This window comes from Bacillus sp. 275, from assembly GCF_001999205.1.
In the GTDB taxonomy this organism is placed as follows: domain Bacteria; phylum Bacillota; class Bacilli; order Bacillales; family Bacillaceae; genus Bacillus; species Bacillus velezensis.
In genome coordinates, this window is the sequence record NZ_CP019626.1 from 1,635,300 (window position 1) to 1,649,941 (window position 14,642).

At 52.0% G+C, this 14,642-nt stretch carries 2 protein-coding genes; both read right to left on the reverse strand.

The genetic code is table 11. From position 1 onward, the window contains the following. Positions 1–2: 2 nt before the first annotated feature. The gene (srfAC, locus tag BZ167_RS07845; RefSeq protein ID WP_015416788.1) at positions 3–3,839 is read right to left on the reverse strand and encodes a surfactin non-ribosomal peptide synthetase SrfAC; all 3,837 of its coding nucleotides are present in this window, start codon (positions 3,837–3,839) and stop codon (positions 3–5) included. A 34-nt stretch (positions 3,840–3,873) separates the two neighbouring features. Then, positions 3,874–14,634, reverse strand: coding sequence for a surfactin non-ribosomal peptide synthetase SrfAB (srfAB, locus tag BZ167_RS20595; protein ID WP_077392021.1), 10,761 nt, complete (start codon positions 14,632–14,634; stop codon positions 3,874–3,876). Between the last annotated feature and the right edge of the window lie 8 nt (positions 14,635–14,642).

Below are 14,642 nucleotides of genomic sequence, written 5' to 3' on the forward strand. Positions count from 1 at the left end.
TTCTATCGTGAAGCTGTCAGCTTCGGATGTTCCTTCCTTAGGAATTCGAGCAAATATGCCGCATTCCTTTCGAGACATTCTCCCTGAAGCATTTCTGCGTGACTGCCGCAGCCTTTTTTCACACGGTATTCACCTGTCGTGGCTTCCTCCCACGAAGCGAGCCACGGCGGCATCGCAAAGTCCGGTTCTGACGTTAATAGATCTATATCCGCATTGACCGTGCCGGTGCTGACGGTATGCACGAAATAAGAATAAAACGCGTTTGTTTTTTTGGCGAGACCTTCTTTGACGGCTTCGTCATTCAGCGCTTCGTTATCCCGGTTTACCTTCATCAGCGCCTGGACATCACTTTCTACGGTGCGGCCTTCCAAGTCGCTGACGCCTTGTTTTTTATAGGAATCAACCATGATCAGCCGCTCCACTTTACGGCCTTCGGCTTCAAGCCGTTTGGCCGTTTCAAAGGCGAGCGTGCAGCCTGCCGAGTATCCGAACAGCTTGACCGGTCCTTCCGGCTGGAGCTGATTGATCAGCTCTGTGTAGCGTTCGATGCGGTTGTCTTCCTCGATAAAATCAAACGCACAGATTCTATAGCCGGACAGCTGTTTTGCCAGCGGCTGGTACATCAGCCCGTAACCGAGAACCGGCGGGAACGCAAACAGTGTGTCAGACTGATTTTTATTCATGATGGTGAGATCTTTCATTCCTTTTTCTTCACCGTGAAGCAGATAACCGGCAATGTCTGCGATTGTCGTCGCTTCGAATAACAGCTGCACCGGAATGTCCGTACCGAGCTCTTTTTTAATGCGCGACGCTGCCGTCATCGCTTTTAAGGAGTGGCCTCCGAGCGCGAAGAAATCATCATGAATCCCGATCTGCTGTCTGCCGAGAATCTCGGACCAGATGTGTGCAATCGTTTCTTCCGTCGCGTTTCGAGGCCCGATCCATTCTTTCGCTGCCTGAGCCTGATCCGGTTTCGGCAGCTGCCGTTTATTGACCTTCCCGTTTGTCGTTAACGGAAGCTCCTCTAAGAAAGTAAAGGTTTGCGGCACCATGTAAGCAGGAAGCTGTTTTTTCAGGTGCCTCTTTACGTCTTCAGCTGAAAGCGGCGTCCGGTTCACGAGGTAGGCGTTGATTGATGCATCTCCAGACTCATGGCGGTCCGCAACAACGACCGCATCTTTCACACCCGGGTATTCCTGCAGCTGCTTTTCGATTTCTTCAAGCTCAATCCGGTGTCCGCGTATTTTGACCTGGTCGTCAATACGCCCGGCGTATTCAATTGTTCCATCCGGCAGCCAGCGTGCTAAATCCCCTGTGCGGTAAAGCGTTTCTCCCGGCTTGAACGGATTTGGGATAAACGTTTGCTTCGTCAGGTCATGACGGTTCAGATATCCTTTTGATACACCCATTCCGCTGATGCACAGTTCACCAACAGCTCCGAACGGCTGAAGCTGATTTTGCCCGTTAAGAATATAAACACTGGCATTGCTGATCGGCTTTCCAATCGGCAATGAGGAAATGGAATCCGGTATGTCGTGCACGACGTGAGCTGTCGCAAACACCGTTCCCTCAGTCGGCCCGTAGCAATTAATCAGCTTGCCGGGCCCCATGATCTCAAGCGCCTTTCTGACGTGAGGCACTGACGCGCGCTCACCCCCGAATAACACACAGCGAAGCCCCTTCAGCCACTCCTCTCCCGCATCGGTGAGAAGATTAAAAAGTGCGGTTGTCGCAAACATGACATTGACATTCTCCTGCCGGATCAGATCAGTGAGCCGTTCTGTATCAAGCAGTGTATGTTCATCTGCGATAATGAGCCGTGCCGCATTCAGTATTGATGAGTAGAAATCAAAGGTAAATGCGTCAAAGGCGTAATTGGAAACAGATAAGAACGTATCTTGTTCAGAAAATGCCATGTAGTCTACATGCTTGACCAATCCTTGAATATTGGCATGAGTGGTGATATTGCCCTTTGGCTTTCCGGTTGTGCCGGACGTATACATAATATACGCCGGATCATCGGGATCAATTGCGGCTGCAGGATCGCTTGCCTGTTCCTCAAACCGTGCCCGATCATCGATGATGAGTGTTGTTCCTGTATACGGCAGCTGAGCCGCTTTTTCTTTCATCTCCTGATGTGTCAGCAGACAGGCTGCCGCACTGTCAGCCAGCATGTACGAGATTCGGTCCTCCGGCAGCTTCGGATCAACCGGCAGATAAGCCGCTCCCGCTTTTAATACGCCGAGAATGCCGATCACCAGCTCAAGCGAGCGCTTCGTGTATAACGCGACAACGGTGTCCTTACCCGCGCCTTGCTTTTGCAAACGGCGCGCAAGACGGTTCGCTTCCTCATCTAATTCACGATAGGAAAGAGTCTGGCCGGAATACGTAAGCGCCGGTGCATCTGGATTTACATTCACCGCTTCCTTGAACCAATCTGTCAGAGGCTTCGCCTGATGAGTCTGAGCCGGCGGGTTTAAGCCGGTAAGCAGAAGCTCTCTTTCCTTTTCATCAACAAGTCTGATCGTATTGACAGGCTGATCCGGCTTCTGGATGAGCTGCTGAATCGATGTGAGAAGCTGAGATTTTAAGCGCAGGATAAACGCCTCATCAAACACATTCCCGTTATAGGCAAGCTTAATCAGCATCTCATCACCTGGAGAAGCCATCAGGTTGAGATCATAATTCGATTTCTCAAAAACATGGACGTCCTCCATATCAAAGCCGTTTTCACTGTTTTCTTCATTTTTTGCATCCTGAAGCGGATAATTTTCAAACACAATGATGTGGTCAATCAGCTTTGGCTGATCGGCCTGGCTTTGGATGTCATAGAGCGGCACATATTGATGCGGCTCAGACTGCAGCGATTGCTCCTGCAGCTGCTTGAGCAAGCCGTTAAATGTGGTATCCTCAGACAGCTTCACCCGCCTCGGGACAGCATTGATAAACAGCCCGACCATATGTTCAACGCCTTTGATTTCTGCGGGACGTCCGGAAACGACTGTGCCGAAGATCAAATCGCCGGACTGCTGGTAGCGGCTGATTAATACACTCCAAACCGCCTGAAGCGCCGTACTCAAAGTGGTATGCTGCGATTTTGCAAGCTCGGTAAATGCTTTTGTTTCCGCCTCCGGCAGTGAGAAGAGCAGCTCTTTCGGCTCATAGCCGTCCTTTTGTTTCTTTCTTTGCTCCGCAAATGTCGTTTGTCCTTCAAAATCTTCTAAGTACCCGCGCCAGTAATGCAGTGATGCTTGTTTATCCTGCTTTTCAAGCCACTTGATATAGTCTTTATACGGTTTGACCGGCGGCAGGCTGTACGGCTTTTGTTCGCGCAGGGCATTGTATACCTTAAACAGATCCTGCACGACGATGCCGAAGCACCAGCCGTCCAAAATGATGTGGTGGTAGCTCCACACCCATTCAAAGCTTTCTTCCGATTTTTTGAAAATGGCTGCCCGCATCGGAATATCCCGCGTCAAATCAAAGCCCTTGATCTTATCCTGTTCTTTGTATTCATTGATTTTGGCTGTTTGCTCGCTGTCCGTTACATGTGTCAGATCGATTTCTTCTATCTGAAACTGCCGTTTTTTCAATACGACTTGGACCGGCCTTTTTACTTTTTCGTGAATGAACACGGTACGAAATACATCGTACCGGTCCATGATCACATTCATGCTTTCTTCAAGGCATTTGATATTCAAGCTGCCTTTTACTTTCATTGTCATTTGTTCGATGTAAAAACTTTGGCCGGGATTCAGGAGAGTATGAAACAGCATTCCCTCCTGCATCGGCGACAAATAATACATGTCCTGAACTTGATCTTTTTTGAACTGGCTCATCTGCTCCGCTCCCCCCTTCTGTGATCTGTTTTTGTCACGTTAAATTCTCCTCAAGCATGTCAAAGATGTCTCCCATTTCATCCATCTCAAGATCCTGCGCGCTGAAATCGCTCGGCGTAAATTCTTTCTCCTCTTTGGCCGTGCAATGGCGGATGATCATTAAGAGATTGTCTTTAAACCGCTGCATCTGTGTTTCGACGGTGCTTCTTTCATATTCTTCCTGATTGTATGAGCAGGAAATGACGAAGCGGCCGCCTGTAACCATCCCGCTGAAGCTCAGTGCGTATAACGCCTCTGACTCTTCGCTGACTTGACGTCCCATATCATATGGAGACGGCTCAAACCATTCCGTTTTCACTTCATTGTCAAACTGCCCCAAGTAGTTAAAACTGATTTCAGGCGTGACGCCTTTTTCTGCTTCATCGGATGACAGATACCGGAGAATCCCGTAACCGACGCCTTTATCAGGAACGCGCCGCACCGTCTCTTTTACCGTTTTAATGACGGAAGAGACGCCGTCTTCCTTGCTGATCTGCAGAATCAACGGATATTGGGCCGTAAACCAACCGACCGTCCGTGAAATATTGACATTCGGTATGATTTCTTCCCGGCCGTGTCCTTCTAAGTTGATGCCGACTTTGCCGTTTTCCGTCCATTCACCGATCGTTAAGCCGAGCGCGCTGAGCAGAATGTCGTTGATTTCCGTTCCGTACGGATGATGAACATCTGTGAGCAGCTGTGCCGTTTCTTCCTCAGTCAATTCACATTTCACGGCCGCCGTATGTTTGACGAGCCGCTTGTTCGGATCATGGTCTTTCGGCAGCGGCCGGAGTTCTTCCGCATCTGCCTGCGCCCAATAATCCGTCTGCTTTTTCAGCTCTTCTGATTGTGCAAACGTGTTCAGCGCCTCCGCCCAATCTTTAAAGGAGTGGGTTTTTTGCGGGAGGACGATGCTGTTTTGCTGCTGCGCCTGTTTATAACCTGAAGCGAAATCCTCAAGCAGAATTCTCCATGAAACCCCGTCCACGACGAGATGGTGAACCGCGATTAACAGATGATCGCCTTGTTCTGTCCGGTATTGCTCCGCTTTTAACAGCGGGCCGTTCTCCAGATCCAGACTTCCCTGAAGATGATCGGCAAGCCGCTGAATCTGGCTTTTCAGCATATCCTCGTCAGTTCCGTACAGATCAACGATTTCAAAGCTTGCCTTGCATTCTGTGACAGGGAGGTATGTCTGAATGATGCCTTCCCTTTCTTCACGGTAAACCATGCGGAGCGCGTCATGGTGTTCAATCAATGCTTGCAGGGTTTTTTCCACCAGGTCCGGATCAAAGCCGTCTTTCGCGTGAAGCATGACGGATTGGTTCCAGTGGTGTTTGTCCGTGAAGTTTCGTTCAAAGAACCAGCGCTGGATCGGCGTTAAGGCCGCTTCGCCTTCGACAGGTCCCTGGTCGGCCTGCTTGCCTTCCGTCCGCTCCACGTAGGAGACGAGCTCTTCGATGGTCGGGTGCTGGAAGAGATCTTTCATTTCCAGCTTGTAGCCGTGCTGGTTCAGACGGCTCGCCATTTGGATGCCTTTGATCGAGTCGCCGCCGAGCGTGAAGAAATTATCGCTTACGCCGATCTGGTCAAGACCGAGCACTTCCTGCCAAATGTCGGAAAGCAGCGTCTCCATCTCCGTTTCCGGCGCTTTGTATGCCGCGCTTCCCGCTTCAATGTCAGGCGCCGGCAGGGCTTTTTTGTCAATCTTTCCGTTTGCGGTGACCGGAAGCTCGTCCATCTCCACCCAGAACGCCGGCACCATGTAGTCAGGCAGCGTGTCTTTCAGCGCGGATTTGAGCGCTTCAATATCGTCCTGCTGAGGCGCGACATAGGCGCAAAGCGCGGTATTGCCCGCTTTGTCTTCCACGGCCGTCACCGCTGCGTCATGAACGTCCGCAAGCTGGGCGAGGCGGACTTCGATTTCTGAAAGCTCGATCCGGTAGCCCCGCACTTTGACCTGCTGGTCGATACGGCCGATGTATTCGATGCCGCACTTCGCGTTCCATTTGACGAGGTCGCCGGTCCGGTACATGCGCTCTCCGGACACGAACGGATCTGCGGTAAACTGCTTCGCCGTTTCTTCTTCACGGTTCAGGTATCCGCGCGCCAGACCGCGGCCGGCCACGCACAATTCACCGGCAACGCCTTCCGGCTGCACCTGATCGCCGTCGCCGAGAATATAAACTCTCGTATTGGCAATCGCCCGTCCGATCGAAAGCGATCCTTCCTCTGGATTGATGACGCCGCTTGTCGCGACGACGGTGTTTTCCGTCGGGCCGTAGTTGTTGACGATCGTGTACGGCTGTTTCACCGCCCGCTTCAGCTTGTCGCCGCCGACGAGAAGCATGCGGAGAGAGGTATTTTCCAGCTCCATAAATTGTTCGGCCAGCTGCGTCGGCAGGAAGGTGATGGTCACGCCGTTCTCCTCGAAATAGTGATTTAAGCGGGTGATATCCAGCCGGATCGCTTCGTCAATGACGTGAAGCTCCGCGCCGATGGTCCATGTCGGGAACATCTCCCAGATGGAGGCGTCAAAACCGAAGCCCGCGTATTTGGCGCTTTTATCATCCGCCGTCATGGCGAATGCGTCGTGATGCCAGAAGCACAGGTTCACCAGCGCATGGTGTTCGACCATGACACCCTTCGGCTGTCCGGTCGTTCCTGATGTGTAAATCATATAAGCGAGATGATCCGCCGTTGTTTCCGTCTGCGGGTTCGCTTCATCGTTTTCATCAAGCGGCAGGCTCAGAATGGAGCGACTGCCGTCAAGCAGGATCGTTTCTCCGTTGTAGCTTTCCGGCACGCCCAGCGCTTCCTGGGTGAGAAGAAGCTTGGCCCCGCTGTCCTGCAGAATGTAGCTGATACGCTCTTCCGGGTAGTCGGGATCAATCGGCACAAATGCCGCGCCCGATTTCAGGACGCCGAGTACGCCCGCGGCCATTTCCAAGGACGGTTTCGTCAAAATGCCGACACGTTCGTCAGCCGTGACGCCGCAGTCCATGAGAATGCGCGCGATCCGGTTCGCCCTTGCGTTCAGCTCGCCGTACGTCCATTTCGCGCCGTTGTATGCCGCGGCCGGCCGGTTCGCGTAGCGGGCGGCCGTTTCTTCAAAGAGACGGTGAACCGTTTTGTCCCGCGGCACAGAAATTGTTTTTCCTTTCCATGCGTTGAGGAGAGCTTGTTTTTCAGCATCGCTGATCAGTGAAATCTCAGGCAGCTTTCTGTCCGGACTTTCTGCCGCTTGCTTCAGAATCCGCAGGAACCCGGCGCTCCACTTTTCAATTGTTTCTTTTTTAAACAGATCAGTCGCATATTCAAACTGAAGGCCGAGACCTTCTTGATCCGTAAAGCCGCCGAGTGTCAGATCGAATTTCGCCGTGCCTTGGTTTGACTCATACGGAGTGATGCGCAGGTTCTCCAGTTCCAGTGTTTCTTTATCCGGATCTTCTGTCGTCACCATAACCTGGAACAACGGGTTGCGGCTCATATCTCTCGGCAGGTCAAGCTTTCCGATCAGATCCTCAAACGGATAATCCTGATGCGCCAGCGCGTCGAGATTGGTTTGTTTCACCCGTTCGAGCAGCCCGGCAAAGGTCTGCTCTTTTCGCGTTTCATTGCGAAGCGCAAGCGTATTGACAAACATCCCCGGCATTTCCTGAACTTCGGCGCTCGTTCTTCCGGCGGTCACCGAGCCGATAATGATATCGCGCTGCCCCGTGATTTTGCTCAAAAAGACATGGAACGCGGCGTGAAGCACCATATGAAGAGTCGCTCCCGATGATTCCATTAATTCACGCACCGCTTTTTCCGTTTCACGCCCCGCTCTGAAACGGACGGATTGTCCTTTAAAACTTTGAACCGGCGGACGGGGGAAATCGGTCGGCAGATTCAATTCAGGAAGCTCGTCGGAAAATGCGGAGAGCCAATAACGCTCATGGTCTTTCATCCGTTCGGCCTGCTCGGGTTCATTCTGCCAGACGGCGAAGTCTTTATAGTGCAGGTTCGGCGACGGCAGGCTTCCGCCTTTGTAAAGATGAGCGAGCTCTTTGACCAGCATGCTTCTGGACACGCCGTCGGCAATAATATGATGCATATCCAGCAGCAGCAGGTGTTTCTTTTCATTCAGTCTGACAAGAGCGGCCCGAATGAGCGGAGCCGCACTCAGATCGAACGGCTTAATGAATGCCTGAATGATAAGATCCGCTTTCTCCTCGTCTGCTGTTTCAAAGATGTGCAGGTCGATGTCAGCCTGTTCTGCGATCTGCTGCATCGGGCGGCCGTTTTGATCGATAAAGGACGTCCGCAAAGACTCGTGGCGATTGATCATCTGATTGAGCGCTTCCTGAAGCCTTGAAATATTGACTTCTCCTTCCATCAGAAGAACGGACGGCATATTATAACTGATTGTCTCCCGGTCAAGCTGGTTCAGGACGTACATCCGTTTTTGGGCGGATGATAACGGGTACGCGTCTGCACTGTCGGCAGGTGAGATCATCCGATATCCCTCAGATACCGCTGATTTTTCGATATATGCGGCAAGCAGGCGGACCGTCGGCTGTTCGAACAGCGCTTTTAACGGAACCGTTTTGTCCAGTTCAGCCTGAATATTGGCGAGGAGCATCATGCCTTTTAAAGAGTGCCCGCCGTAATCGAAGAAATTATCGTCGATGCCGAGCGTATCTGTACCGAGTGTCTGTTTCCAAATGCGGCACAGCTTTTCCTCCAATTCCGTTTCCGGCAAGGCTGAAGCTGTTTGCGCCGTTTGGCTGACGCCCGGTTTCGGAAGGGCGTTTTTATCGGTTTTTCCGTTGGCTGTGAGCGGAATGCGGTCTACTTGCATGAAATAGGCCGGAAGCATATGAGACGGCAGTGTTTCGGAAAGCCGTTTGCGAAGCTCAGAGCCTTTCAGCTCGCTGTCGGCTTTATAGTACGCGCACAGTTCCGGCAGCCCGCCTTCGCTGACTGCGAGAACGACCGCCTCCTGAATGCCGTTTACGCTTAACAGCACGGTTTCAACCTCTTTTAATTCAATGCGGTAGCCCCGGATTTTCACCTGATCATCCGCACGGCCGATAAATTCAATCGTCCCGTCAGGAAGCCTGCGGACGACATCTCCCGTTTTGTACATGAGGCTGTCCGGTGAAAAAGGATTTGAGAGAAATTTCTCCGCCGTCAGCTGCGGACGGTGAAGATATCCTCTTGCAAGCCCCTTCCCGGTAATATAAAGCTCGCCGCTTGCGCCCGGAGGAACGAGCTGCATTGCTCCGTCCAATACAAGCGCGCCGGTATTCGCGATCGGGCGGCCGATGACGGGTCGCTGCTCATATTGATCAAGGCGCTCCATATTGATCCGTCCGGCAATGGCGCCGATCGTCGTTTCCGTCGGCCCGTAGTGATTGATGAAGTCGGTATGGGCGTATACGTCATGAAACTTGCGGACATCGGAGGTGATGATCTTTTCTCCGCCGAGCACCACTAAACGAAGCGGGCTGAAACGGCGTTCTGACGTAAAACGGGCTGTATTGACGATCATATGGAACAATGACGGCGTCAGTTTCATATACGTAATGCCGTTTTTCTGTATATACTCACCAAGCTGATCAGGCGCGGTGTACGTCTCTTTCGGCACAATGTGCAGCTCGCCGCCCGCCTGAAGAATCGGGAATATAGCCGTATAGCCGAGATCAAATGCGTAAGAAGACAGCAGCACGGATTTGTCAGCTTCGGTCAAACCGGCTTCACGGCTGAACCATGTGACATAATTGATTAGATTGCGGTGCTCCAGCTGGACGCCTTTCGGTTTGCCCGTTGTTCCCGAAGTATAAATGATATATGCAAGCTGGTCGGCGCCGGGCTCCGTTTCAAGCCGGTCGGCGCTTTCGTTCTGCCATTCTCCGTCTTCCATTACGACCGTTTTTCCTTTATAAACGGCGGCCGCGGTCATGTTTCTCTCATTGACGACCAGAAGCTTCGTTCCGCTGTCTTCAAGAGAGTAGCGGATTCTCTCTTCAGGAGTCTCCGGATCAATCGGGAGAAATGCCGCTCCGGCTTTCATGACGCCGAGAATCGCGGTAATCAAGTCGGCCGAACGATCCATCATAATGGCTACGATGTCCTCACTGCCCGTTCCGCAAGCCTGAAGGTGTCGGGCAAACCGGTTCGAGCGTTCATCAAGCTCACGATATGTCAGACTAGTTCCGCCCGCAACCGCCGTGAGATCAGGCGTTTTTTGCGCTTGCCGTTCAAACAGCGAAACAAAAGTGCCCTCAGGCAGATCCGCCTCCGTCCGTTTTTCATCAGAAAGGAGCGCTTCCCGCTCAGGAGCTGACAGCAGGCTTGCGTCGGCCAGCTGAATATCCGGATTTTCGGCGCAGGCTTTAATCAGATTGACAAAATGAGCGCTCCAGCGGCGGATGGTTTCGTCCGCAAATAAGGCTTTCGCGTAATCAAAGCTCAATCCGACCTCTTCTCCGCGCTCAGCCGCTTCTAAGGAAAGATCAAATTTAGCGACATGATGATGCATGGAGTAAGAAGAAATCTCCAAATCTCCGAGCCGCAGGGCCGGGATCTCCATGTTCTGCATATTAAATAACACGCTGAACAGCGGACTCCGGCTTGTGTCCCTCGTTAACGGCAGTTTTTCAATTAATTCTTCAAGCGGATAGCTTTGATGCTCAAAAGCTTGAAGGCTCGCCGTTTTCACTTCATCCAGAAATTGTTTGAACGTTTTTTTGCCGGCAGGATGCGACCGAAGCGCAACTGTGTTGACAAACATGCCCGGCACGTCTTGGAGATCAGGATGCTGTCTTCCGGCCGCCGGAGACCCGACTATGATGTCTTCCTGCCCAGAATATTTGGACAGCAGCACTTGAAAAGCGGCTAACAAGAACATGTACATCGTCGTATCCGTATCAGACAGCAGCTTCTTAATCTGCGCCGTCACCTGTTTATCAAGCCCGAAGATGACGCGTTCCCCTTCAAAACTGCGCTCGGCAGGACGCGGGAAATCAAGCGGCAGATCCAGCACCGGCAGATCGCCTTTGAACGTATCAAGCCAGTAGGCTTCGTGCTGATCGAGATTTGCTTTTTCACGCTGCCAGACTGAAAAATCCTTATAATGAATCTTTGGCAGCGCAAGCTCCGTGCCTTGATAAAGCTTCGCAAGATCACCGATGAAAATGCCCATTGAGCTTCCGTCCGTAATAATGTGGTGCATGTCAATCAGCAGAAGATGCCGGTCTTCTTCAAGCCGGATCAGCTTCGAACGGACAAGCGGCGCGCGGTTGAGCGCAAACGGCCTGATAAAGGCTTTTGTCAGCTCTTCTGCATCTTCTTCCCGGCCCTCGGCGGTTTCAAGCTCAAACGACACATATTTATGAATGGTCTGCACGACTTCTCCCTCTGCCATGTCAAACGACGTACGCAGTGTCTCATGACGGTTGATTAATGCCTGCATGGCCTCCTCAAGACGCTTTTTGTCTACTGACCCTTCCAGCAAAAGTACAGCAGGGACGTTGTAGCTCGTGCTGGCCTGTCCGAGCTGATTAAGGATATACATCCTGCGCTGTGCTGAGGAAACAGGATAATGCTTCTGATAAGGCGCTTGTCGGATCGGTTCAAACTGCTGTTCCTCCTCGCTCTCATGCTCCAAATAATGCGCAAGCTCCTGAATGGTCGGCTTTTCAAATAACACTTTAATCGGTACTTCTTTTTGAAAGTGCTCCTGGATTTTAGCGGTCATCATCATGGCTTTTAAAGAATGTCCGCCAATCGTGAAGAAATTGTCAGTCACACCCGCTTTTACACCGAGAATGCCTTCCCAAATGTCCGCGAGTTTCTGCTCCGCTTCCGTTTTCGGCGCTACGTATTCTTTTTGAACGGCTTCAGCCTGAGGCTCAGGCAGCGCTTTTTTATCAATTTTTCCGTTCGCCGTCAGCGGAAACTGATTCATCTGGATGAAGTGCGCGGGAATCATATATTCCGGAAGTGATTCCGAAATTGTTTTGCGCAGGTCTTCCGGCGAAAGGGCTTGGTCTGCCGTAAAGTAAGCGCAGATTTCATTTTCATCCGCTTTATTTTTCCGGATCACAGCCGCAGATTCCGTCACATTCTCCGCCTGGCTGATTTTCGCCTCGATTTCGCCGAGCTCGATTCTGAAACCGCGGACCTTTACTTGGTTGTCAATTCTGCCGAGAAACTCGATCGTGCCGTCCGGAAGCCACTTCGCCAAGTCCCCCGTCCGGTATATCATTTCATCCGGTCTGAACGGATCGCGGACAAACTGCTTCTCCGTTAATTCAGGCAGGTTCACATAGCCTCTTGCCACTCCGCTTCCGCCGACGCACAGCTCACCGGGCGCGCCGATCGGCTGGAGGTTGCGGTTTTCATCCATAATGTACGCAGTGGAATTTCCGATCGGCTTCCCGATCGGGACCGAACCGTCATAATCCTGATCAATGAGAAAACTCGTCGAAAACGTCGTATTCTCCGTCGGCCCGTATCCGTTCCAAAGCGACAGCTCCGGTGATGCCTTTCTCACTTTGCTGACGATATGCGGCACAAGCGCATCACCGCCGATGATGAGGTGCCGGAGCGTGTTAAACATGCCGGCATCCTTTTGGGCAAGCTGATTAAACAGCGGAGACGTCAGCCACATGGTCGTGATCCGATGCTCTTTCAGAAATTGGGCAAATTGTCCGGCGGCAAGCAGCGTCTCTTTTTTCACCGGGTGCAATGACGCTCCGTTCAGCAATGCGCCGAAGACTTCGAAGGTTCCGGCATCGAAGCTGACGGCTCCCGTTTGCGCCATCCGGTCTTCTTCATGAACCGGCACGTAATTCGAATGTTTGACGAGCCTGATGATATTTCTGTGTTCAATCATGACGCCTTTCGGTTTGCCGGTCGATCCGGATGTATACATGATATACGCCAAGTCGTTGCCGCCGGCCGGAAGATTCAAGTCTGTTCCGCTTACCGTTTCATCCGCGCTTTCATCCAGCATGACGACCGGGACTTGCAATGCGCCCGCTTGTTCTTGATAGTCCTGAACTGTCAGCACGAGCCGAATCGAGCTGTCTTCCGCCATAAAGCGGAGACGGTCCTCCGGAAAAGCCGGATCAATCGGCACATATGCGCCGCCTGCTTTTAGGACGGCAAGCATTCCGACAACGGTTTCCGCAGACCGGTCGTTCATAATAGCGGCGGTCCGGCCTTTTTCCAGCCCGCTCTTCACAAGGTGTCTCGCCAGGCGGTTGGCCGCTTCGTTCACTTCACGGTAGGTCCATTCGCGTCCCGCTTCTTTTATCGCGATGCTTGCAGGCGTCCGGTTTGCCTGTGCTTCAAACAAACGGTGAACGGCCTCCTCTTCCGGAAGCGCCGTTTTCGTATCATTGAATACCTCAACAATCTGCCGCTCTTCTTCGCCTGAAACAAGGCCGAGTTCCCGTACGGGCGCGTCAGGCGTTCCGACCGCGGCTTTCATCATGCGGGTCAGATGGTGCGCCGTTCGTTCGATGGCATCATGAGCGAAAGCCGCTCCGTTATATTTGATTTTGACAGTCCACGTTTTTCCCGGATACACGATGAGATTGAAATCAAAGCTCGTCTGCTCAAAAGCATGTTCAACTTTAATGGAAAAGCCGAGTCTTTCCTCCATGCCCCCGTTTTCCAGCTCTTTGTCCAGCGGATAGTTTTCAAACGCGACCAAATGATTTAAGAGGCTGCCGTCCAGGGCGGAGCGCTTTTGAATGTCATAGAGCGGCACATAATCATAGCGCTCGGCTTCCACGGCGTTTTTCTGAACTGCCGCCATCACGTCCGAAAAGGCTGCATCTTTGTCAATTTTGATTCTGACGGGAATTGTATTGATGAACAGCCCCGCCATCGTTTCTATGCCGTTGATTTCTGAAGGACGGCCTGATACGACGGTGCCGAACACCACATCGTCTGTATAGTTGTATTTGCTGAGCACCGCACCCCAAACGGCCTGAAACAGGTTAGGTCCCGTGACTTGATGCCGGTTGGCGGTCTGCTGAATCTGCGCGACCAGCTCTTCATCCCAGACAAAAGAATATTCTTCATTTTGGTAGTCTTTCTTTTCTGCTGCCAGACGGCCCGGGAGCAGGCTCGGCTGTTCGAAATCCGCCAGGCGGCTGCTCCAATATTGTTCCGCCTCCTCATAATCCCGGCCTCCGAGCCATTTGATATAGTCAGAGTAAGGTTTGCCCTGGCTTCCCCCGGCGGGCCGGCCGGCACGAAGCGCTTCATAGTTTTGGAACAGGCTTTTCATCAAAACGCCCATACTCCAGCCGTCCATGACGATATGATGGTTGCTCCAGACGAGATACAGCTCCTTCTCACTGAGTCTGAACACCGCCGCTTTAAAGAGAATATCCTTCGCCAGATGAAAGCCCTGCTGCTGCACGCCGCGTTTATAGCGTTCAATATATTCGGTTTGGCGCGCTTCATCTAATTGACTGATATCTTCATAGTGCACCTTCGTCTTCCGCTCGGCTAATACGACTTGGCGCGGTTTTTGAAGCTGCTGGTGCACGAATACCGTACGCAGGATGTCATATGTCCGGATCAGCTCATTGACGCTTTTTTCAAAAAGCTCCAGCTGAAAACTTCCGTGAATCCTAAGCTCTAATTGTGTGAAGTAGGAGGAAGAATGCGGATCAAGCAGCGCATGATAAAGCATTCCCTCCTGCATCGGTGTGAGTGCATACACCTTTTGAATCGATTTTTTGCTCATATGTCACC